Here is a 23,857-nt window from a genome sequence, read left to right as displayed (position 1 = left end):
GCTTTACTCGCTACTCTGATCCTACGGCTGTTTGTTGCTTCGTTTGAACTTCCGCATAGACTTTCGATGGCAGACCCCAAAGCTTGATAAAACCGACAGCAGCTTGTTGATCGAAGGTATCCGCTGAAGTATACGTTGCTAGTTCTTCGTTATACAGACTATTGGCTGATTTACGTCCTTCAACGATGACATTTCCTTTGAAAAGTTTGACGCGGACCGTCCCATTGACTGCAGTCTGGGTTGCCTTCAAGAAAGAGATCAACGCATCGGTCAATGGATTGAACCAGAGACCATCATAAATCATTTGGCTCAACTGTTGCTCGATCATTGGTTTGAAATGTGCTAATTCACGAACGAAGGTCAAATCTTCCAGTTCTTTATGTGCCTGCATCAAAGTGATCGCTCCAGGGCATTCATACACTTCCCGCGATTTGATCCCTACCAGACGATTCTCCACATGATCGATCCGTCCGATTCCATGCTTGCCGGCTAATTGATTCAAAGACAAGATCAATTCAGACAAAGGTAAACTTTCTTGATTCAAAGCAACTGGAACGCCTTGTTCAAAAGTGAGTTCAATGATATCCGGCTGATCAGGTGTATACTCCAAGGCTGTCGTAATATCATAAGCACCTGCTGGCGGAGTCGCCCAAGGGTCTTCTAACACACCACACTCACAAGCACGTCCCCACAAGTTTTGGTCGATAGAATATGGATTCTCCAAATCTGCTGGGATCGGCACATCATTTTCTTTTGCATAGGCGATTTCTTCTTCCCGAGACCATTGCCATTGACGAACCGGTGCAATGATTTTCATTTCAGGTGCCAAGGCATTGATTGCTACTTCAAAACGAACTTGGTCATTGCCTTTTCCTGTACAGCCATGAGCAATCGTCGTTGCACCAGTTTTTCGAGCTAATTCCACTAATTTTTTTGCGATCAAGGGGCGAGAAAGCGCAGAAACCAGTGGGTAAGACTGCTCGTAAAACGTATGACCTTGTAGCGCGATCAATGCAAATTCTTGAGCAAATTCCTCTTTAGCATCGATGGCATAAGACGCAATTGCGCCAACTTGAAGTGCTTTTTCTTTAATAAAAGCTGTATCTTTGCCTTCACCAATATCTAGGCAACAAGCAATCACCTCATAATCTTTTGCCAACCATTTGATTGCTACAGAGGTATCTAATCCACCTGAGTAAGCCAATATAATTTTTTCTTTCATAAAATCGCCCCTTTATTTTTAAGTGTTTTCAAAATAGATGTTTCAAATGATAACACCATAAAAATAAAAAAGCAATCAATAAATTAAATAAATATACATAAATAAAGATAAAATAAAAATAATATTCAATAAATATAGAAATAAACAGTTTTTTATACAACCGGGTATATCTTTTTAAAAGACATCAAACTAGTGAGAAATCTAAAATGAAAGGAAAATTAAATTTTTCAGAAGCACAGAAAAACGTTGACATTATCGGTATTTGCAGGTAATATGTTAAATGGTATTGTTTGCCCCACAAAGAGCCCCGGAAACTCGAAGTGTATGTCAAACATCAGAACTTAAATTGGAGGAAAATAACGTGCGTACAACATATATGGCCAAACCAGGCGAAGTAGAACGTAAATGGTATGTAGTAGACGCAACTGATGTTCCATTGGGACGTCTTTCAACAGTTGTTGCATCTGTACTACGTGGAAAAAATAAACCAACTTTCACCCCTCATTTGGATACTGGCGATTTCGTCATTGTTATCAATGCAGATAAAGTGAAATTAACAGGTAAAAAAGCGACTGATAAAATTTATTACCGTCACAGCAACTACCCAGGAGGATTGAAATCAATCTCAGCTGGTGAATTGCGTGCTAAAAATTCTCGTCGTTTGATCGAAACTTCTGTAAAAGGCATGCTACCTAAAAATACTTTAGGCCGCAAACAATTTACAAAATTGAATGTATACGGTGGAGCAGAACATCCACATGCAGCACAACAACCAGAAGTTTTAGACATCACAAACTTAATCTAATAGGAGGGAATTTCATTGGCACAAGTTCAATATATCGGCACAGGCCGTCGTAAAAATGCAGTTGCTCGCGTACGCTTAGTACCAGGAACTGGTAAAATTACTATCAACAAAAAAGATGTTGAAGAATATATTCCACATGCTGACTTGCGTGAAGTTATCAATCAACCTTTCGGCGTTACTGAAACAAAAGGCGCATATGACGTATTTGTTAACGTAAACGGTGGAGGATACGCTGGACAATCAGGAGCTATCCGTCACGGAATCGCTCGTGCATTGCTAGAAGTTGATCCTGACTTCCGTTTAGCTCTTAAACGCGCTGGGTTACTTACACGTGACGCACGTATGGTTGAACGTAAAAAACCAGGTCTTAAAAAAGCTCGTAAAGCTTCTCAATTCTCAAAACGTTAATATTGCTGGAGTCGTTGCGAATTTATTCGCTTACGAATACAGTATGGGACGGAGATTTCTCAGGAAATCGAGTACCAGTCAATTGTATCGTTTCAAGACACTTTCCAAATTTGGGGAGTGTCTTTTTTTGGCTCTTCGACAAGTAGTGTTGGTGAGTTCAAATGGAAGTGATTTTATTGAGAATCAATCGAAGCAGAAAGAAGCGACTGCAAAAAAGATCTAGTCAATTTAAAGAAACTAAGATATATTTAGCCGATTACTCCGCCATTAGTTGTTTTTCTCCGCCAAATGATATAAAATGGCGGAGAAAAGAGGTGGATGGCGGTGAAAGAATTTGATTATCGTGAGTTGCATAAGCTTACTCTCAGTCATGACTTGTTGAATATGCTGACCAAGATTCATGAATATAAAGGAAAACAAGAACTCTATATTGCAACAAAACCAGAGATTTTAAGTAAGCTGACGGACTTAGCATTGATTCAAAGTACAGAGGCTTCCAATAGAATTGAAGGGATCGCGACAACTGACGGTCGCTTAAAGCAAATTGTGGCGGAAAAAATTAAGCCTCGTAATCGAGATGAAGAAGAAATTGCCGGTTATCGAGATGTTTTGAAACTAATTCATGATAGTTATGAGCATATCCGAGTAGTGCCGAATGATATTTTGACGTTACACAAGAATCTTTATAATTACTCAGCTAAAAGTTATAAAGGAAAGTTCAAAAGTGGAGATAATGTTATTACGGAAAAAGATCAGGATGGTAACGAACGTGTTCGATTCGTACCGGCACCAGCTTATTTGACACCAGATTTAATTGAAGAGCTATGTTACCAATACAATCAAGCTATTCAGAAGGCTGAGATAGACCCGTTACTATTGATCCCTTGCTTTGTTTTAGACTTTCTCTCGATTCATCCATTTAGTGATGGAAATGGGCGGATGTCCCGACTGTTGACATTGTTGTTGCTGTATAAGTCAGGGTATTTAGTTGGCAAGTACATCAGTATTGAGATGCTGATTGAGGAATCAAAACAAACTTACTATGAATCGTTACAGGCAAGTTCTGTTGGTTGGTTGGAAAATGAACAAGATTATACGCCGTTTGTTCGCTATCTTGTTGGCATCATTTTGCGAGCATATGAAAATTTCTCGGAACGCTTTGAGATCATTATCAATCGTGAGCTAACACCAGTAGAGCGGGTAATAGAAGAACTGGAAAAGTCTTTTGAACCTTTGAGAAGAACTGACCTAGAGAACTTATTGCCGGATATTAGCCAGCGGACGATTGAACGGGCTCTGGCTGAGCTACAAACAGAGAATAAGATTCAAAAAATCGGAAGAGGTCGTTCGACTAAGTATCAACTATCAAATGATGTTAAATAGTAAAATATGAATTACTACCTATTACTGGAAGAAGAACAAAAATCCACCGTACTTCTTCCATCACTCCCCAGAGCATACTCAGCTTGCTAGGTATGCTCTGGTTTTTTATTCTTTAAATCATTCAAAAAGAGAGCGATTCTCAAAGTTTGAAACATAGTCTAAAAAATAAATATCTCTATTATCTAAGTGCTCTTGTTCGATTCCTTGGCGTATTCTAAAGTCGATAGCTAATAAATTGCAATTTGTTTCCATAATCCCGAGTGACTCCTCGAAGATAATATAAATTGTTTCTTTCTTTAATCCAGGGAGTGTGATTGGATTTTTTGCATATGACTGATAATAGATGTTGCTTTTTGAATTGTCTGATACATAAAATAGGCGAAATTCGATCTTTTTTTCTTTTCGAGCATAGATCGAGTGAAGAACATTGATTTTTAACATTTCAAGATGTTCTTTATAAATAATGGAAATAGGGGTCTCTTTTACATCAACTAGTTCTTTCAATGTAGCTAAAGGTTCATTTCTCGTTTTCACACAATGTATTTTTTCTTTATATTTTTCAAAAAGAAAATCCGAATCTAGCAATATTCTGTTCCTCCTGAAATGTCATCAATTTATTACTACAGTAGCGTTATTTATCAATGCGGATCTCCAGCCAAAAGAAAGATAATAAGCTTGTAATGTCGAAGCATAAACATTTGCACGGGACTCGCTTGTAGGAATACTCATCGTACTAACATAACAGGTTCCAGTAGCTGCAGCAGTTGTTCCTTGATAAAAATTATTTACATTTAAGTAAGTATATGGATTTAGCAAGCTCAAATTCGTTACTCTAATATTGCTGGCACGCCATATATTAATTGGGTCTGTACCGACCAAGCAATGTATAATTGACAGGTGGTTTCACTCATTCTAATTATATATCCTGAAACAACGGTGATGCCTTTAGATAAGCTATTGTTATCCAGTTTAGCATTTTTTTCTTTATTTAAGTTTATTGTAGCCTGTTCTAAAGTATATTTGAAGGTAAATCTCTTCTATTTATTATTGTTGTATCAATATTTATTTCATTAGAAGGAGCCATTTGATCACTATAGACAATACTCTGAGTAACCATAATAATAGATAACACACTGAAAAGAAAAATAGAAATTTAAAAAAACTTTTTTGGTTAAAAACTTTTTTCATTAATTCACTAACTTATCCTCACTTTTTTTAGCAAGCGCTTGCAATTGCAGTTTATGGAAAACGAATTAGATTATAATGTAACAACAATATATTTATTGTTGATATAACAAACAATATCTTTAATAAATTTAATTAAGTGAAAAATTATAGTAAAAACAAAGGTTCAAGACTATTGAAATTGGAGATCTTCCACCTAAAATAAAGGGATAATTTATTTTTTTTGTCATTGAGCAGTATTTATCTGAATATCTATTGAAGTGGTGGATTACAAGTATAGAGAAAATAATGGGATCATAAAAAAATAGTGTTAGAGCGATTACTTCAGCACATAAAGAGACTGGGACAATCGTCCTTTCGCACCTCCTGAAACCAAAAAAACGGTGGGAACAGAAGTAGCCTCTTTTTTTATATCTATTTATTAGGATACATAAGACGTGAGTGGATGATCGAATGTAAGCATCTACATTCTATGATCAAAGAATGAAATTTTTCAGATAGTTATCTTCATAGTTATCAAAATTTAATTATTTTGTTCTTTTTTTTTATACTATTTATTATTTATTTTAATTAATTACAAGTTTTATTTTAATAAATATGAAATGGACAATACCAATTATTCTATTAATAAAAGGATTTGTAAATTATTTAATACAGAAGAAATAAATATTAGACAACTTGTTTATACAAATTTAATAGTTATTTTATATTTTTTTTAAAATTTTTTATAAGAGTGACTCGATAAAATAGTGTATATTTTTCCAAGGCTTTTACAGAGGTGACTTTTTGTTTAATTTTTTTTCAGGAACTAACAGAAAATTAAGATGATGAAGAAACCGCAGAAAGGTATGATGAACGAGTACTAAGGAGGAGGAAGCAGGGAAAGATGTTTAAGTCAAAGCAAAAATGGATGACTTGTTTGGTTTTGCTTTTGCTGTTATTAAGCAGTAATGCAACTGTCGGTAGGGCAGATACTCAATCTTATGGAAGTTATGGAGAGACCGGATTTTATGGTAAATATGAATATATGACTCCCCCTAGCTCCGGACATTTAACAGAGGATGAGAAAAATGTTCTTTTGATAGCTCCAGACGAACAAATGAAAATACCAGCTGCCGGTGATAGCTCCAATGTTCTAATGTACGTTCTAACTGTTATTACTATGTTGGCTAGCTTGATTTTATACCGAAAATTGAGCCTAAATAAAAAAATCGCCTAAGCGAAAAAAGGAAGGAACAAATAAAAAATGAAAAAAATACAAAAATATTCTTTAGTAATGCTTGCCGGTGTTGGAATGATCTCTACATACGGAGCAACACTTGTCAATGCAGCAGCTGTTGGGCAGTACGATTCAAAGTCTTCGGTTGAATTTAAACAAGGGACAACTGTTACCCCCCCAGTCGATCCAGAAGACCCAGATCCAAGTATTCCGGTCGTACCGATTGATCCAACTGATCCAACAAATCCTCCAGGACCTGGCACGGGCGGGCCACTAGCGATTGACTTTGCTTCCTCGTTAGCGTTTGGTGAACAATCGATTACTTCTAAAGATGAAACTTACTATGCGCATCCTCAAGCATTTGACAATGGAAATACGACTGAAAACTATGTACAGGTAACGGATACCCGTGGGAATTTCGCTGGTTGGACATTATCAGTAGCGACAGATGCACAATTCCATTTAGACACAGTGGACCCAAGTGTGACAGATGAAAGCAGTGCTGAAGTAGGTGACTATTTAACAGGAGCACAATTATCTTTCAGTGGTGGTCATGTGAATACAGAAAAAGGCATAGATTCGTCTATCTATCCTAAAGAAGTAAAAACAGGTTCGTACGCAGTTTCTACCGCAGAAACAGTAATCGTTGCAGCAGCTAAAAACCAAGGGATGGGTACATGGACTTACGGATTGGGTACACCAACAGATTATGATACAACCGCAACAAGTGCAGATGCTATAGCAACAAAATCACCAATCACACTATCTGTACCAGGTGCCACAGTAAAAAAAGCGGGAACTTACACAACGAACCTTAATTGGACACTATCCGATACACCAGCAAACTAATGACATTTAGATATTTTCCAAGGAAGGAGGACTATATGAAGAAGTTTTTATTGGCAAGCGTACTTTCTATGCTACTTAGTGTTACTGCCACTCAAATGGTTGATGCAGAACATCATGAAGATTTAGGAGAGTATGATGCGGTAAGATTTCAATCATCGAAAAAACCGACACTTCCTGTAGATCCCACCAACCCGGAAATTCCAGTTGATCCCATGAATCCTGACGGTTCTAAGCCTAATCCTGGAACAGGAGGGGCGTTGTCAATTGATTTTGCCAGTAGTTTAGATTTTGGGATGAATCAAATATCCAATAAAGATGAGTATTATGAAGCCCAGGCACAAAAGTATTTTAATGATCCGAGTTTAATCACCCCGAACTTTGTTCAAGTCACAGATAATCGCGGAACATTGACTGGATGGACGCTGAAAGTAAAAGAAACTCAACAGTTTCACACTGAAGAAGATGTCCAATACAAAGAATTAACTGGTGCAACGTTGTTCTTTCTGAAACCAGAACTGGTAAGTAACAGTAACTCTCCAAACCCAACTGCCTATGAAGTATTAGGAATGGTTCCCAATCAAGAAAGTGTAATAACCAGGGCAGAGTTCAATCAAGGAGCTGGGACATGGATCACTCGATGGGGAGATTTAACAGATTTATCCGAAAAAAAAGAAATAATTGAAGGAAAAGAGAAAACGACTACATTCACTTCCGCGATTCAATTGTTTGTTCCTGGATCAACCCCTAAAGATCCAGTGAGCTATAAAACGAATTTGGTCTGGATTCTTTCGGATCTACCAACAAACAAATAAAAAATGAGTCATCAAAAAGGAGAAATTCACATGAAAAAAGTAACATTGTATACAACAGCCGTATTAGCGTCATTGATCGTAACAGGTATAGCAACAACTGCATCAGCCGACGAAGTAGCAACTTACGATGCCTATGGAGCAATCAAATATACACCATCTACTAACGTAACTGACCCTATTGATCCATTGAACCCAACACAGCCAGTGACACCAGAAAATCCTGATCCAACTATCCCGGTTGTTCCTGGAACGCCTGGACCATTATCTATCGACTTTGCTTCATCATTTGATTTTGGAACACAAGAAATCACATCAGAAGATATGGTTTATAGTGCAGCAGCACAAAAGTACAAAGATGCTACAGGTAATGCAACTACTGGTCCAAACTATGTCCAAGTGACAGATAATCGTGGGACACTAGCTGGTTGGTCTTTAACTGTTAAAATGGGTGATTTTGCTTCGACAGATTCAGCTTCTGCTGGTAAACCTGGAGCAACTTTAGATGGTGCTAAAGTGTACTTGACTAATGCAACGATTGCTTCAGCATCTAAAACACCTGCGGATAAAGTAAAAACAATCACTACACTAGATCCAAATGTTCAATCAGACATCGTCATGGGTGCGACAGATGGAAATGGTGCTGGTACAAACTTGGTAGACTTTGGTAACGATGCAACAAAAGATTCTTCTGTAAAATTGGAAATTCCAGGTGCTTCAACAAAATTAGCAAGCAGCTACAAAGCAACAATGACTTGGTCATTAAGTGATACACCAGCAAACTAAAAATAGTAGAAAACAAATGAAACCAGATATGTCCGAATTCGGGAAGTAAAAGGAAGAACCCGGAAATACCCCCCTATTTTCGTCATTCTCCAGTATTTTTTGAATACAACATATTTGAAAAAAATAAATCTTTAAAAGAAGAGAGTGTGTCGAAAGTTTATCCGAAAAGTTCGGAAGCTTTTGGCACAACTTTTCTACATATAGAAACGAAGGAGAGCGCAACAGAAATGAAAAGGGCAAAATTTTATTTAACGATGTTCGTAATGGTGATGGTAATGATGATAACTAATCAAGTTGTCAAAGCCAACGAGTTTCAATTTTCAATGACACCAGTCTTACCAGAAAACCAAGCAGAAGATGTTTCTTATTTTGATTTATTGATGACGCCAGGGCAAAAACAAACAATCCAAGTCTTGTTAGATAATTCAACAGATAAAGTAGTTACTGTCGAAGCAAGTGTAGCAAGTGCTACCACCAACATCAATGGGGTGGTCGAATACAGTCCGACTGAAAACAAAAAAGATAAAACATTGAAGTATGATTTGGCAGAGTATGTGAAGATGCCTGATGAAATTGCTTTACAACCGCAGTCACAAACGAGTATTGCAATCGAGGTAACTATGCCTTCTGAAAAATTTGATGGTGTAATTGCGGGCGGTTTGACGTTCAAACAAAAGTCCTCCGAAACAGATACCTCGTCAACAGATAAAAAAGGTGTTTCATTGAAAAATGAATACAGTTATGTCGAAGCGCTTGTGTTGCAACAAACAAACACGAAAGTTGCGCCATCTTTAACGTTAAATGATGTTGCTCCTTCTCAAGTTAATGCTCGTAACGTGATCAATGCCAATCTTCAAAATTCAAAAATGGGCTATTTAAACCAAATGAAAGTGGATGCAACAGTCACCAATGTTGACGATCCAAACATGACGTTCACTTCAGTCAAAGAAATGATGCAAATGGCACCAAATACAAATTTTGATTATCCTATTGCAATCAGTAATCAAGGGATGTTGGATAGTGGTAATCCATCCAAACCGATGAAGGCGGGAACGTACCATTTAGCCATGGATGTGTATGGGCAAAAAGATCCTAGTGGAGAGTATGTCCAAACAGAAAAAGATCAAGAAGGCAAGGAAACGGATATTCATTATGTCTACAAATGGCATTTTGAAAAAGACTTTACTATCACTGCTGAAAAAGCAAAAGAATTAAATGCAAAAGATGTGACGGTCGAAAAGGATAATACTTGGATTTACTTCTTGATTGGTGGCATCCTTCTGGCATTACTTGCGTTTCTTTTGTTCTTTATTCTTTGGAAACGTCGCAAAAAGGACGAAGAAGATGAAGAAGATAAAATTTCCTTGCCGTAAGTTGATTCTGTCAGTTAGAAAAGGTGACACAAAATGATGTTGGAATTTCTAGATAAAAAATCCATAGGCAGACTTAGACTCCTCTTCTATCTGGATGCTCATGCTTCAGTTCCTCTGTTACAAGCCAATGTAATGGAGGAGTTGAAGATGAATAGATACGAGTTAGAAAGTTGCATAAAAGATGTTCAAGCAGATGTGAAAGAATTTGATTTAGCCGATCAGTTCGTGATCGAAACTGGGGTAAAGCCCAAGACTGTAAAATATACACGAAAGACATTTGCGAACATCTCTTGTTTGATTAGCTGTTATGCGAGCCAAAGTAAGTTGACGCCGTTAATCAAGGCAGTACTTATGGAACAAGTGGAAAATACGTTTGATCTAGAAGACGTACTGTATGCTTCGCGGGCAACTGTTTATAAGATTATGGCTAAAGCAAATGAATTATTGGAAATTTTTGAGATAGAAATTTCTAGCAGTTGTCAATTCGTGGGAAAAGAAAGAGATATCCAATCGTTTTTGTATGGCTATTACTACACGCTTTATGGAGTAAATGCGTATCCTTTTACAGATAGTATGAAAGATGAATTGGTCGAAATCATTCATCAACTTTCTTTAATCACTCACTTTCTTGACGATGATCTTTCAAATTCTCAGCAGGTTAAGTTGCTGTATCGTTTGTTTGTTTTAAAGGTCAGAAATCATTTTGGTCATCATGGGGAAAAAATCGTATCAACCTGTCAAAAAAAAGAATTAGTACAAAATATCACAGAAGTATTGAATCCATATTTCCAAAACTTACAAGAATCAGAAGTTTACGAATTATTATACTTCATTAGTAGTGAAAATTTGTCTCCTTATTGTCAACTGGTGCAAACAGAAACAATAGAGATCTTGAACCAGAAAGTTATTCATAGCGTCTTAACTGAATTTCAAGCAATTACCTCTTGGGGTGTCACGCATGAGGTGACTAAGGAACTTTCATTGATTCATAATAAACTGTTGTTTCAGAAGCGGACAAATTTTGAAAATTCAACGATTCAACAATTTTCATTTATCAAAGAAAACTATCAATTAGCAGAAACACTTGCTTACCGAATCGTGCAAGAATTATTAGAATTTGAATGGTGTACGGATACTGTTAAGGCAAATTATGATGAATTAGCAAAAGAATATATATTTCTTTTTTTATCTAGTTTACCTATCGAACTACTTTCGCCTAAAGTAAAAATCGTGATCGATTTTTCCTTTGGTCAAAGTTACAGCCGCTACATTCAAGAACAAGTGGATGCTTTCGGTAAGTTGAATATCGAATCGTATATTGGAGCGACAGAAGAAGAAGCGGATATTTATATTTCAGATATGTTAAAGCTTCATAGTCATCGTCATCAGGTGATTTGGTTATCACCTCCTACATCTTCTGATTGGGAAAAATTGGGCGATTTGATTGTACATGTCAAAATAAAGAAGAGTGGGAAGAATGATGAAAAACAAACCGAAATTATCAATGAATAAAATTAGTAAAGGTTATCTTTATGCGGGTATCTTTTTGGTTCTTTTTCTTCAGACGAATTACACGGTAGCTCTAGCAGAGGAAGAAATACTTAATCCAGTCAATCCTTCCGAATCGGTTACACCAAAAAATCCAGAACATATTCAACTTCCAGAGGAAGCAACAGTAACTTCACCTGAGAAAAAACAAATAGAAAAAAATGAGGAAACAAAACAAGTCCCACAACCTCATGTGAACCAGCAAAAACAATTGAAAGAATCAAAAGCAGTAGTGAAGAAAGATGATTTTTTTCGTCCAGTAGAGCGTGTGGTACTAAATAAAAAAACGCACTCTACTGCTGGATCGAATGAAGATGCAAGAGTGGGAAAAACGAATACGGGGATGATGCTAGCAGCATTGTCCGGAAAAATGCTCTTTGGTATTGACGGATAGTGGGGAAAGATGACGTGACCAAAATGGCCAGTTGCTGCTAGTACAAAAATGTAGATAAAGTTGGGATGATGTTTGATAGTTACCATTTATTTAAAGATAAGTCAGCCAGTTCAGCACTGGTTTATCCAACATTGTTGAGATACTTGATTCTTGTGGGTGTAAGACAAGTTTAGATGATATTGAAAATACTAATTTAAACATACGAAGGTAAGTACGGAGATGAAAATGAAGATAGGGAAAAAAAGAGTAAGACAAAATCGAAATCGACTAACTGGTTTAGTGTTAAGTACGGTTGTATTTATTTCTGCACCATTGATCTCAATGCAAGTCAATGCACAGACGAAGGAAGTAGTGAATCAGGATATTAGTACAATCACACAAACTGATGATTATGGGGAAATTACAGGAGATGGTTCTCTGGCTGCGAGAGATTGGATGTCCTATTCTTCCAGAAAGAAATTTGGATCTGGAAACTATGAATATGAGGCAGGGAATATGCCAGATATTAATGGGACGTCCGTTGGGCTAAAAGCAGTCGATCCAGTATTTGATTCAACTGGAAAAGCCGTATTGACAAGTACGGATAATCCACCAGGAATGACCGTCAATTCGGAGATCAACACCAAACAAAAAAAAGGACCTTACGGGCAAGCAGCCATTTTTTTAGATGCGATGATTGATTGGACATCTGATTTTACAATGACCTATGGGATTGATGGAAGTACGGGTTATGGTAACAAAGGAACAGGGTTATACTTTGCTCCTTTACGAGCAGAAGATTGGTTAAATTATGAGAATGGTGGGACTGTGCCATTTCCGATGGGCGGCACGGTCTTGCCAACACTTACCCTAACAGGCCCTACATTAGGATATCTAATATCAGAAATCCCAAATGCATTTGGATTGAATGCCTCAGGAGATCAATTGAGCTCCATGAGAATGGCTTATGTAAATGTCGATCGATTGGGAGTGACTTATTATGAAGGCGGCGCTACTATGTTCGATCCAAAGAATCCAGGAAAGACATTTATTTGGAAAAAAGGAGGAAGTTCAACCACCTTAGCTAGTGGTTATAGCCAGACTATTGCAGAAAATGGTGTAGAAATTGCTACTCCTTCAGAAGATTTTACAAGTGCTACCTATAGTGTCAAATATACTGCAAGCTCCGGTTTACTCACGATTACTTCTAGTGCGAAACTTCCCAAAGGTTTTACTGGAATAGGGAATCTAGCATCTGCGGCAGTCGGATCGACGCCTGTTTTTCAAACAACCATACCTTCTCAGTTAAAAGGTCAGATATATTCATTGGGTATTGGCAGAAATACTTATTGGACGCTAGGAATTGGACATGGAAAAGCGGTCTCTTCTGCCGGTCAGTCATTTCCAGATTATCCTTCTCAACCGCTAACGACTTCGGTTAAGGTTGGTGATTACTCATTTGGGGTGGCGACTTCATCTGTTGAAGTCCACTATGTCGATGAAAGTGGGAAAAGCATTGCCACTAATACGACGATCAAAGCAAATGTTGACACAATGATCGGAGTAAACGGCTTGTCACCGGATGCGGCCAATGCGCGCTGGTCGTATGATGCGAAGCCAATCAGCGGCTATAGCCCAATTCGTGCAGAAGATGTATTGGTAAGTAAAACGGATAAGAACGTGCTGACCATTACGTATGAACAAAAGTCATCACCTGCAACAACCACTTTTGATTTTGCTTATGATCCGACAGCGCAACATACACCAAGTATTCCAAAAAGTATTCTTGAAAATGGGTATGTCGGCGATAAGATTTCGACGACAGAAGCACAAATTATGACTAATGTACCTCTTGGGTATCAAGTGGCAAAGGTAACATGTCCAGACGGCAGTGAGAAACAGACAATTGCTGAAGCATTGAAGAGCTATCCGTCGATGACACAAGAGAAAAATACGTTTACTGTCCAGTTAGCTCCACGTACAGATAGTATGGTACAAATTATTTTTGCGAAAATAGATCCGTCGCAAAATTTTGCGTTGCCTGAAACTATATCGTACAAAGGAACTACCGGGGAAAACCTACCAGACATTGTTAAAGATGTGAATGATCAAGTGGAAGACCACCTAATAATCAAGACTGTAACTGGTCCTAATGGCAAGACCTACGATAATATAACTGATGCACAAATGGAAAATCCGTATTTTGTCGATCAAGGCGAATTTATTGTCCATTTGCTTGATCGCGGGGAGATTAACTTGACTGTGCCACATACGATTGACTTTGGTCTTAATGAAGTAACGAGCCAAACACAGCGACTCGTAGGAAAGCTAGACGATAAGATTGCGGTAAATGACAGTCGAGATTCAAGTTATCAATCGAATTGGTCTGTGGCAGTGGCTCAAAGGGAAGCAATTCATGAAGTAGATGCAACTGGCCAAACTGTTTTGAATGGGATCTCTTTTGATGGTAGGCTAGGATTTTATGATGGAACAAGCAATCAATTTTTAAGTAGTAGTCCATTGATCATTTTTAATCAAAATGCACCATCTACTGGTCTTACAGATATATCAGATAGTTGGGTCAATCAAAGATTTTTCTTAGAAGCTCCTGTAATTAATCAAAAAACGAATACTCGTTTTACTGGAACTCTCAGCTGGTCCTTGATTTTAGCGCCTTAAAAAATCTTTCGAAATCACTCTGCTGAAATCACATGTAAAAAATGACAATAAACTGCAGTTAGCTTATTTTTGAACGAATGGAGGTAGAAACAATGAGTAGCAAGTATAGACCAACGGGATATGTAAAGAGCAATGTTACTTTAAAACTTGTGATCAGTTTTCTGTTGATGCTCTCACTCATACTTTTTGCTATTCCATTTTCAAAATATTTTATGATTTCGACACATGCACAATTGACACAGACGGCGTTTCGAACAAATTTACCAAAAATAATTGACGTACCAGAGAAGATCGAGCGCTTGAATGTTAAAGATATCTTTACGCATACAACAGAAAAAAATACCTCAGCAATTGGTCAGATAGTGATTCCAAATGTAAAGATCATACAACCGATTTTTGTTGGACTAACGACAAAAAATATGATCAATGGTGTTGTCGACTTGTTTCCTGAACGTGAACCTGAAAGAGGGACATTGACACTTATTGGACACCATGTAGGTGAGTATAATCTTTTGTTTGCTCGAATCGATGAGCTAAAAAAGGGAGATGTGATCTATGTTCAATATTTTGATCACTATTACCAATACTTGGTAGAAGAAAATACGGTGATTGATGAAAAAGACATTGATCAACTTGCGAATAAGGGAGCAGATTACCTTTTCTTAGTAACATGTGATCAAGTGCAGCAAACCTCAAGACGCGTGTTTATTCAAGCGCGAAAGGTCAAAGGGAAATCACCGAATGCTAGCCAGTTCAGCCAAACGGCTGCAACAATAAAAAACGTAGAAGGTCAGCAATATATCACTACGTTTCTGCTACCATTCATTAGTTTGATTCTTATAGCTACTTTCTTCTTGATTTTCGTTTGGCGTACGTGACTGAAGACACTCCAAAAAAGTTTATCAGCGTTATTGCCCTTTCGTTTGATAAGGTTTCAGTTGTACAGGATGGTGGATAATCGAGATTTTAGATAGATTAGGCTGCCAAACTTAGGTTTTGGCAGCTTATTTTTTATTTTATAACAAATAACCAAATTGTTTTTTTGTTCGAACTGCATCAATGAAATTCACTATTTCAAGCCATTGAGACGGTGTCGGTTTCACACTTATAAAAAAGATTTCTGCCTGTGGATTGAGTATTCGTCCCTCTTTTAGTGGAAAGTCACAAAAAATAATATCAGGAGATTGATCATACGCAACTATTTCAATCGGTCGAGGATTGAGTTTTATCAAGTAGCTACTTAGCTCTGTCTTATGGATTTTTCCGAATTTAGATAGTATTGCTACTTTTACCGGTTCATGGTGTATTTCAAGAACACACGACAATAGTTGGAAAAGCGACGAACGAAAAGACTGACTAGTAATGATCCGTTGCCATTTTTCTTCCTTCAATGGCATTTGTGCGATGATCTCATCTATGATTTTATGGTAATGGTTTCTAGTCGGATCATTAAAATCAAAGTACTCTAAGTCGGAATAAGGAGGCACAAACTCGTCACTGCCATAACTGAGAAAATAAGTCGTTCGATAGATTATATTGACGGAAAGAAAATCTTCTTCTTGTGTCGTTAATTTTCGTTTCATATGTTGAGATAACTGGTGGAAAATCGTTTGTTCAATTTTGTTGTATTCTTTGTTATAAAAGTCACGAAAAGGTGGTAATTTTTCTTCAAAACAAGTATAAGTTGGTACGACGGTAAACACATAGTACAGATAATTGATCTCAACTTCATTCAGATTTTTTTTGAAAAAAAGATTAGTTATTTCTTTTCCTTGTATTTGTTGTTTAAAAACCTCATAAGAAATTAAAGGATTTCTTACTTTAGCAATCACTTCTGGCAATTCAGTGATCATATAGCCATTTTTCAATCGATGTTGCGTGATTTTCATAAATAGATAAAGTTTACGTATGTCTTCATGAGAATGCATGGGGAGACATTCATGAATCATAGTTGCTAGAGCCTGAAAACTTTCAGGATATTCAGGGATAATTGGATCTTCTTCGTCATGTAAATGCCAGAACAGCGTAAAGAAAAAATGACGAGTACGATATTCATCGCCACTGATTTTCTTCTTAAACAATAAATATTCAAGTGAGTATTCTTTTAATAACATACGAATGGGTTTAAGTTTAGGTAGAACGCTTTGTTGATGCAGGTGGACGGATTCAGCAAAACGATCCAAATTCTGAAAATTTTCATTATAAATAGAGAGGAGAAATTTAAATCCTACGGTTTCTTTAAACAGTAGAATATAAACTTTGAGCAATAAAAATTCTTTTGAAAAATGAATAGACAATCCATGTTTGTCATATTGAAATTGAAAAGTAGGGTATTTTAATTTGATTTCTTCCACACTATTACCAATCGCTTTATAGCGATATTCTGAAATATTGAGTGCCTCTTGGATACTTTTTTTAGGATAGTATTCTTTTTTGTTTATGTAACAATATTGGAAGAATTGTATGATTTCCTTTTCTTTATAGTTGAAAAAATACTCTCTCATGCTCTCACCCCCATTGAGTTTATATCTAATTGAAAATAAGTTTTCTTTTACTCATATTATATAGATATATGAAGGGAAATCCTAATGTAATCTACACTTAATAAAAAAATTCTCATAAGGGAATATGTGTGCTACTACCAACTTCAAAAAAATGGTATTTCTTTTCTGGAATGTTTATATTATATCGTTTGTTCGAATGTTTTTTGTAGGAAGGATTTGAATCTTTTTAAAATGAATATCTGTGTGATATTTTCCTTTTTTTTCAAAAAAAATATAATAATGACCGAGTCTTTTCTGCTACTATAAATCAAGATGAGTTTTAAATATGGTAAGTATTAGGGAACATAAGAAATATTCATGCGAGACATCATTTCTTTACATGAACATCTAAAAATGAAGATGAAAAAGTAGATGACAGGTAACGTTATATAGTGATTAATCAAGTGATTTATTAGATATTTTTTTGTTGTTGAATATATACCATAGTCTAAGTGAATTATGAAGTGGGTTAACTATCCCAAAGAAAGAAGAGAACATTTATGTACAAAAAGAAAAAAATACTGGCTCGAGTGATTGTTGGAATGTCAATTTTTTTCCTACCAACCCTTACTCTTTTGAGCCATAGAATTGAGCTGAAGGTCGAAGCTGCTGTAATTACTTCGGGAGCATTAGAACCTGGGGGAAATTCCGATACAGGCAACCATGAATTGGATAGCGGATTCCAACAGAATGCTAATAACTGGAATATCTTAGCTGGTGACAGCAAATGGTGGAAATGGGATCCTTCGGGAAATAATTATTTATGGTTAGCGAACTCAGTTAAAAATTCATGGGTGTATCAATCAATCAGAGCAACACTTGATTTTTCTAAACCATTAACAATCAAAACGCCCTATTGGTATGATAAAGCAGATGTCTGGAAAATGGGGGATGCATCGGGATTCTTTTTGACTCCGGCAAATAATGACATGATCAAACAAAATGCACCCAATGCAACAGGACAGCAGCTAGGAATTGCAGGCTTGAAAGATAGTTTCTTTATAGGACGTGATATTTGGTATAACGGAACATTTGATGGACCAAGTGGCACCAATAAAGGACAAGATAAAATTGAAATTCGTAAAACAGATGCTAATGGCGCAATCGAACAATCAAGTTCTACCACTGTGCCGTGGGTACAAATATCGGCACCGTTACAATTTCAAGGTTCAGGAAGTACTAGATGGAGTTCTGAAACGCAAACAATGACATGGTCAAATATTGTGGATAATAAAAATGGTACTTATACGGGTACACTGAGTCTTACTGCAGCGCCAGATAGTGGGTATAACAACAATGGCGCATACAAACCACAAACAATTTCAAGAACAATCACCCTAAAAAAGAACATGTCATTTGGGAGTTTAGCCATTACCGGAAATAACACAGGAGTCATTCAAGGAGCGAATGCTTCTAAGAATGCATCGTTCTCTGCAACACGCGGAACAGTTACTTTCCCGGTGAATTTTATTGATAAAACGACGAATCAGCCAATCAAAGGTGTAACTGCTGCGAAAATCACTGCGAATACTGGGGATACGATTGGTGTAACAAATAGTCTCGCAAATGCATCAGATAATTACACATTTGTTGTGCCTAGAATCAATGGCTATAATTTTTCTTCTTCTACTTCAATCAAAGTCGCAAACTATGATGAATATAATGAAGCAAACCCTAATGCAATCAATGTGTACTATTCACCGATAGCCGAAACGGCGGATTTTAAGACATACTACACTGAAAAAACACCAGGAACGGGTATTGTCACAGATGCTATCACTGGGTTAACTGGAGGCGATCCGTCTTCAACTATGATAGTAACAGAAGGAGTAGCGGCAACTTTACCGGTCCCAAATCCAGCATTGGTTACCGGTGATTTTGGTCATTCAATTACGAATATTCCTTCGTTGACTGTACCAGCTGGCTATAAAGTGGATCATATCGTGGGGCCAGATGGAAAGAATGGGCAGACATATCCAGATCTAGCTTCTGCGATTGTAGCTAATCCTACATTTGATGACCTATCGAATAACAAGTGGGCAAACCATTTTAGTATTTATCTGACAGCTGAACGTGCCTCTGCGAGCTTTTCCTACAATTATGTCGATAGTACGCGAGCTGTAGCACCAAGTTTACCAGACATTCCTTCTGAGGTAGGTGTAACTGGTGGGGTCATCAAAGATCCTAGCGAGCAGTTACCTGAACTTCCTGCTGGTGTCACAATCAAAGATGTGACAGCACCTGATGGAAACACGTATGGAAGTCTGAGTGAGGCTTTAGCCGCTGGGGCGAATAAGTACTACCAAGCAGGCACTGTAGCTTTTACTCTAAATGTCACAGCGCCGCCAGCTATGCCAACACTTGATGAAGTACCAACTGTTGAGTTTGGCACACAGACATTGAAATCGGGAACTCACTCATACGGCAGTGAGACACAGACGGGTTTAAAAGTCACCGATGAATCCTATACAAACAAAGGTTGGCACGTTACAGCATCAATGTCACAACAATTTACGAGTGATACAATGGCTGATTTGGAGACTGCACCGTTCGGTACATTCTTAAAAGGTGCAAGTATCAGTTTTCATGCAGGCACTTTAAACACAACGACAGAGAATACTGCAAAAGCACCTCAAGCGCTTGACTTTACATTACAAGAAGATGGTGCTGCGGTTTCTGTCATGGATGCCGCCGCTGGAACTGGTCAAGGTGCTTGGGAGTTAAGTTATGAAGATGTCCAGTTGCAGGTCGATGGCGATAAAATAGCGGTAGGAAAACCTTACCAAGCGACCATCAATTGGTCATTAAGTGATGTACCAGCAAATTGATGAGAAATACCGTTTTTCATTGCTGTTAAAAGCGGTAATCCTCAAAAAATCAATATTTAACAATCAAAAAATTGAGGTGGGACGGTAGTTGTTAATCTCAATAAATAAGGTGATATCCATAAAAATCATTGGAATTTTTATGGATATCGCCTTATTTGCATGGAAGCTATCTCTGTGACAGATTGTGTATCCGATAGTAAAGACATTACGTGATTTGTGAGTCCACTTGTTTAACTTATTTGTAAATCATGAGTTTGGTAAGAAAGTTATCTTATTTAATAGTGATAGTTATTTTAAAGCTGTGAGGTTGTTCAAGTGATTTAAGTTGGAATTACGATTAAATCAAGCCAAATGAGGGAAATAAAATCTCTTATCAAAAATATTTCAAAAGGATATTTATGATGTTCGCTTTAAAATTGATGAGCAAAATGTTATGTTTTCATATAGTTATCTTTAGTTTCAAAAAATATAACTATTTGGTTGTTAAAATAGCTGACCTTCAAGAGTAAGCTGAAAAATAAAAAATATGAAAAGTTATTTTCTGATTTTCCATCTTACTGCTCAGGTCAAAACGCTTTTCTCACAACCTATGATAAACGGTGTTCAAGAAGCAACACTTCAATAATAAGCCAAAAAAATCAAAAATGAAAAAGCCATTTTCGATTTTTCTGTCTTATTACTCAGTGCTGACCACTTCTTTCACAACCTTGTGTAACCGAATACATTTTGTCCGCTGCAAGGGACATTATGTAGTGAAGCAGAATAAAAAAAATCGCTTATGATAAAGATACGGGGGGGATAGAGCTATGACTAGTCAAATGGATCGAGGGAATAAATTAACGCTTCTTTTATCAAAGCAAAGAGATTATGTTACTGCTGAAGTGTTGGCAGAGTTAATGAGTACCTCTACCAAGACGGTCTACCGCTTGGTTAAAAAAATAAATGACGAGTTTCCGAATGGGCCACTGATTTTGTCTGAAAAGGGTCGGGGGTACAAACTGGATTATGAAAAATATATTGCACAGACGAACCAAACAATTGTGTCTTCTGTGGAAGTGCTACCGTCAGAACGGCAAAATAATGTGATGGAAGAATTATTATTATCCTCGCCGAAAGCCCTTAAAGTCATTGATTTGTATCAAACCTATTATGTTGGTGATTCAGCGATCGCGAATGATGAAAAAATCATTGCGGAACGGATTTCAGCGTATGATCTGCAATTGATCCGCAAAAATCGAACACTAGCCATCAAAGGAAAGGAAGAGAATATCCGTCGAGCAATCACTGAGTTGATTCAACGATTGAATATTTTCGACATTGATGAAATCGCTTTATCGGATGAATTTGCGTTTAATCGCTACGATGCGAATTTTGTCATCGAACAGATCAAGCTAATTGAAAAGAAACTCAATGGCACGATTCCTTACCCATACAATATCAATATTTTCTCCCATCTCTACATTGCGGTACGCCGCGCAAGAAAAACGAATTATCAAGCCACTGGAGAAAAATTAACGATGGAACAATTACAAGTTTTAGATAATGAATCTTTGATCCGTGATATTGCCATTGAAGTGATCCGCCAAGTGGAAGTGTATTTGAAAACGAAATTACCATTAAGTGAGATCTACTATCTCTATCAATATTTACTTTCTTCCAGAACGGATAATAGTCAAACGAAGACCCAAACGTTCACAGAAGAAGTGATTGAGATTACTTCTTATTACTTGTATCAAGTAGGTGAGAAACTAAATCTCAATGTAGCAAGCGAGATGATTTTTACAGATCTTGCTAATCATATCAAACCTTTGATTAATCGGTTGCGTCATCAAATCAGAGTGAAAAATAGTTTGTTGGATCAAATCCAATTAACGTATGAAACGATTTTTAATGCTGTTGCTGAAGTGTCTGAACAGGTGAGTCAAACGTTTCAGCTACCAACAATCACGCCTGATGAGATCGGGTTTATCACCTTGTATTTTGCACGAATCATCGAGACGCACCAATTTCCAATCCAAACACTGATCATGTGTACAACTGGCGTAGGGACTTCTGAATTATTGAAAGTGAAGTTAGCCAAAAAATTCCCGGAATTAGAAATCGTAGATGTGATCAGTACTAAAAATTACCAATCGGTGTTAGAAAAGACGCCAGGAATCGAGTTGATTTTAACGACAGTTGGGTTGAAAGAAGCGTTTCCTGTTCAATCTCTGATCGTTAGTGCGATGTTGACCGCTGATGATCAGTCAAGAATCCAAAAGAAAATCGAGGATATTTATCATGATAGATAATTTCGTGGAAACATTCGATCAGATTACATTAACGTCAAAGGCAGAAACCTATGAATGGGTCAGTCAACATGTCTTTCCTGCTTCAAAAGAAGAGGCACAAGCGATCCAACAGGCATTGTTTCAACGAGAAGCGGTAGGAGATATCCAAATTGAGGAAGGCGTGATTTTACCTCATCTTGAACATCCAGCGTTAGCCAAAACACAGGTCTGGGTGATTCGTCCCCAACAGCCAATTACTGAATGGTCGGAACGAATCTTACAAGTGGAATTGATCATCGTTGTCTTACTAGCAGAAAACGAAACACTGGCAGTCAAACGACAGCTTGCTGATTTTATGCGACAACTGGCTGATCCTGACTATCTAGATGAATTGAAAGCAGGTAATTTCACAGAACGATAAACATACTATCAAAAATTGGAGGAACCAATAATGAAAATCGTTGGAGTAGCAGCATGTACAGTGGGTATTGCCCATACGTATATTGCACAAGAAAAATTAGAGAATGCAGCGAAAAAAGCGGGTCATGAGATCCATGTCGAAACCCAAGGAACGATCGGCATTGAAAATGAATTGCCACAAGAAGCCATCGATCAAGCCGATATCGTGATTCTAGCAGTGGATGTCAAGATCAGTGGACGGGAACGTTTCGAAGGAAAGAAAATCATCCAAGTACCAACAGAGATCGCGGTAAAATCACCAAACAAATTAATCGAAAAAGCAATGGAAGTTGTCAGTAACTAATGAGGAGTGAGGAAAATGGAGATCAAAGAAATCATTGATCCAACAATCATCAAAACGAACTTAAACGGAAAAACGAAAGATGAGGTCTTGTATGAATTAGCCAATCGTTTATATGAACAAGAATACATTACGGATGTCGAAGCATTTGTGAAAGATATTTATTTACGAGAAGCGCAAGGTCAAACAGGGATCGGTAATTATATCGCTATTCCACATGGAAAAAGTGCGTATGTGAAGAAGGTCGGTGTGGCGATCGGGGTGACCGAAAATGAAATCCCTTGGGAAACATTAGATGGTAAGGGCGTGAAAGGGATCATCTTGTTTGCAGTCGGAGACGATACGGAGGGCGCGCAAAAACATTTAAAATTGTTGTCCTTATTTGCCCGTAAGTTAGGAAATGATGAAGTGGTGGAACGTTTGATTGCTGCAAGAGAAATCGATGAAGTAGTTGCTGCATTTTGCTAGAGAGTGAGGAGGAAGAAAAAAATGAAAATCGTTGGAGTAGCAGCATGTACGGTGGGTATCGCTCATACGTACATTGCGCAAGAAAAGTTGGAGAATGCCGCAAAAAAGGCAGGGCATGAGATACATGTGGAAACACAAGGAACGATCGGGATCGAAAATGAATTGACGGCAGAGCAAATCAGTCAAGCAGATGTCGTGATTTTAGCTGTAGATGTCAAAATCAGTGGTCGTGAACGTTTTGAAGGAAAACGAATCGTACAAGTACCGACAGAAGTTGCTGTAAAATCACCGAGTAAGTTGATTGAAAAAGTAGAAGAAGTAGTCGTACAACAATAATTACCAGAATGGG

22 protein-coding genes are annotated in these 23,857 nt (G+C 37.3%); 19 read left to right on the top strand and 3 right to left on the bottom strand.

The features are described 5' to 3' along the window. Positions 1–10: 10 nt before the first annotated feature. Entirely contained in the window at positions 11–1,222 is a 1,212-nt protein-coding gene (locus IGJ00_RS14935; protein WP_071867567.1) for an argininosuccinate synthase, read from the bottom strand. Positions 1,223–1,598: 376 nt separating this feature from the next. Here IGJ00_RS14935 and rplM point away from each other — a divergent pair, with 376 nt between their 5' ends. The 4 genes from rplM to IGJ00_RS14915 all read left to right on the top strand — a co-directional run bounded on the left by rplM (position 1,599) and on the right by IGJ00_RS14915 (position 3,818). Then, entirely contained in the window at positions 1,599–2,027 is a 429-nt protein-coding gene (gene rplM / locus IGJ00_RS14930) for a 50S ribosomal protein L13 (RefSeq protein WP_153830627.1), read from the top strand. A 15-nt stretch (positions 2,028–2,042) separates the two neighbouring features. Then, positions 2,043–2,435, top strand: coding sequence for a 30S ribosomal protein S9 (gene rpsI / locus IGJ00_RS14925; protein WP_010733940.1), 393 nt, complete (start codon positions 2,043–2,045; stop codon positions 2,433–2,435). A 161-nt stretch (positions 2,436–2,596) separates the two neighbouring features. Next, positions 2,597–2,773: a hypothetical protein gene (locus tag IGJ00_RS14920; RefSeq protein ID WP_176285333.1), complete on the top strand. Its 177-nt coding sequence runs from the start codon at positions 2,597–2,599 to the stop codon at positions 2,771–2,773. After that, positions 2,754–3,818 (top strand): Fic family protein, encoded by a 1,065-nt coding sequence (locus IGJ00_RS14915; RefSeq protein ID WP_181880078.1) that lies wholly within the window; start codon positions 2,754–2,756, stop codon positions 3,816–3,818. The genes IGJ00_RS14920 and IGJ00_RS14915 overlap by 20 nt, the downstream gene beginning before the upstream one ends. Positions 3,819–3,935: 117 nt before the next feature. Here the strand turns inward: IGJ00_RS14915 and IGJ00_RS14910 are convergent, their stop codons facing one another. Beyond that, the gene (locus IGJ00_RS14910; RefSeq protein ID WP_081367470.1) at positions 3,936–4,403 is read right to left on the bottom strand and encodes a hypothetical protein; all 468 of its coding nucleotides are present in this window, start codon (positions 4,401–4,403) and stop codon (positions 3,936–3,938) included. Positions 4,404–5,889: 1,486 nt separating this feature from the next. Between IGJ00_RS14910 and IGJ00_RS14905 the strand changes: the two genes are divergently transcribed. The 9 genes from IGJ00_RS14905 to IGJ00_RS14865 all read left to right on the top strand — a co-directional run bounded on the left by IGJ00_RS14905 (position 5,890) and on the right by IGJ00_RS14865 (position 15,517). Further along, the gene (locus tag IGJ00_RS14905; protein ID WP_071867939.1) at positions 5,890–6,222 is read left to right on the top strand and encodes a hypothetical protein; all 333 of its coding nucleotides are present in this window, start codon (positions 5,890–5,892) and stop codon (positions 6,220–6,222) included. A 27-nt stretch (positions 6,223–6,249) separates the two neighbouring features. Next, on the top strand, positions 6,250–7,071 hold the full coding sequence (locus IGJ00_RS14900) for a WxL domain-containing protein (protein WP_071867938.1): 822 nt from the start codon (positions 6,250–6,252) through the stop codon (positions 7,069–7,071). 35 nt (positions 7,072–7,106) lie between these two features. Beyond that, a complete protein-coding gene (locus IGJ00_RS14895; protein ID WP_071867937.1) occupies positions 7,107–7,883 on the top strand; it encodes a WxL domain-containing protein in 777 nt (258 codons plus the stop codon). Between the two features lie 30 nt (positions 7,884–7,913). Further along, the gene (locus IGJ00_RS14890; protein ID WP_115358402.1) at positions 7,914–8,666 is read left to right on the top strand and encodes a WxL domain-containing protein; all 753 of its coding nucleotides are present in this window, start codon (positions 7,914–7,916) and stop codon (positions 8,664–8,666) included. A gap of 227 nt (positions 8,667–8,893) precedes the next feature. Continuing rightward, the gene (locus IGJ00_RS14885; RefSeq protein WP_071867941.1) at positions 8,894–10,039 is read left to right on the top strand and encodes a DUF916 and DUF3324 domain-containing protein; all 1,146 of its coding nucleotides are present in this window, start codon (positions 8,894–8,896) and stop codon (positions 10,037–10,039) included. Between the two features lie 147 nt (positions 10,040–10,186). Continuing rightward, positions 10,187–11,551 carry a helix-turn-helix domain-containing protein gene (locus IGJ00_RS14880; RefSeq protein ID WP_071867935.1) on the top strand — a complete coding sequence of 455 codons (1,365 nt, stop codon included), beginning with the start codon at positions 10,187–10,189 and terminating at the stop codon, positions 11,549–11,551. Continuing rightward, complete coding sequence (locus tag IGJ00_RS14875; protein ID WP_071867934.1) at positions 11,517–11,981, top strand: hypothetical protein; 465 nt, start codon at positions 11,517–11,519, stop codon at positions 11,979–11,981. The genes IGJ00_RS14880 and IGJ00_RS14875 overlap by 35 nt, the downstream gene beginning before the upstream one ends. Positions 11,982–12,206: 225 nt before the next feature. Further along, positions 12,207–14,639 (top strand): hypothetical protein, encoded by a 2,433-nt coding sequence (locus tag IGJ00_RS14870; RefSeq protein WP_071867933.1) that lies wholly within the window; start codon positions 12,207–12,209, stop codon positions 14,637–14,639. 92 nt (positions 14,640–14,731) lie between these two features. Then, positions 14,732–15,517 (top strand): class A sortase, encoded by a 786-nt coding sequence (locus IGJ00_RS14865; RefSeq protein WP_071867932.1) that lies wholly within the window; start codon positions 14,732–14,734, stop codon positions 15,515–15,517. Positions 15,518–15,655: 138 nt separating this feature from the next. Here IGJ00_RS14865 and IGJ00_RS14860 read toward each other — a convergent pair whose 3' ends face one another. Continuing rightward, positions 15,656–17,143: a helix-turn-helix domain-containing protein gene (locus tag IGJ00_RS14860; RefSeq protein WP_071867931.1), complete on the bottom strand. Its 1,488-nt coding sequence runs from the start codon at positions 17,141–17,143 to the stop codon at positions 15,656–15,658. A 539-nt stretch (positions 17,144–17,682) separates the two neighbouring features. Between IGJ00_RS14860 and IGJ00_RS14855 the strand changes: the two genes are divergently transcribed. The 6 genes from IGJ00_RS14855 to IGJ00_RS14830 all read left to right on the top strand — a co-directional run bounded on the left by IGJ00_RS14855 (position 17,683) and on the right by IGJ00_RS14830 (position 23,844). After that, complete coding sequence (locus IGJ00_RS14855; RefSeq protein WP_071867930.1) at positions 17,683–20,010, top strand: WxL domain-containing protein; 2,328 nt, start codon at positions 17,683–17,685, stop codon at positions 20,008–20,010. An 806-nt stretch (positions 20,011–20,816) separates the two neighbouring features. Beyond that, complete coding sequence (locus IGJ00_RS14850; RefSeq protein ID WP_142433086.1) at positions 20,817–22,301, top strand: BglG family transcription antiterminator; 1,485 nt, start codon at positions 20,817–20,819, stop codon at positions 22,299–22,301. Further along, positions 22,291–22,701, top strand: a complete 411-nt coding sequence (locus IGJ00_RS14845; protein WP_142433085.1) for a PTS sugar transporter subunit IIA — start codon at positions 22,291–22,293, stop codon at positions 22,699–22,701. The genes IGJ00_RS14850 and IGJ00_RS14845 overlap by 11 nt, the downstream gene beginning before the upstream one ends. Before the next feature lie 30 nt (positions 22,702–22,731). Next, entirely contained in the window at positions 22,732–23,043 is a 312-nt protein-coding gene (locus IGJ00_RS14840; RefSeq protein ID WP_019722933.1) for a PTS fructose transporter subunit IIB, read from the top strand. A 15-nt stretch (positions 23,044–23,058) separates the two neighbouring features. After that, positions 23,059–23,508 (top strand): fructose PTS transporter subunit IIA, encoded by a 450-nt coding sequence (locus IGJ00_RS14835; RefSeq protein WP_142433084.1) that lies wholly within the window; start codon positions 23,059–23,061, stop codon positions 23,506–23,508. A 21-nt stretch (positions 23,509–23,529) separates the two neighbouring features. After that, a complete protein-coding gene (locus IGJ00_RS14830) occupies positions 23,530–23,844 on the top strand; it encodes a PTS fructose transporter subunit IIB (RefSeq protein WP_010734014.1) in 315 nt (104 codons plus the stop codon). The last annotated feature ends 13 nt before the right edge of the window (positions 23,845–23,857 follow it).

It is taken from the genome of Enterococcus sp. AZ062 (genome assembly GCF_051715065.1).
GTDB classification, from domain to species: Bacteria; Bacillota; Bacilli; order Lactobacillales; family Enterococcaceae; genus Enterococcus_B; species Enterococcus_B mundtii.
Note: the sequence above shows the minus strand (reverse complement) of the source record. Positions and strands in the feature narration are given on the sequence as shown.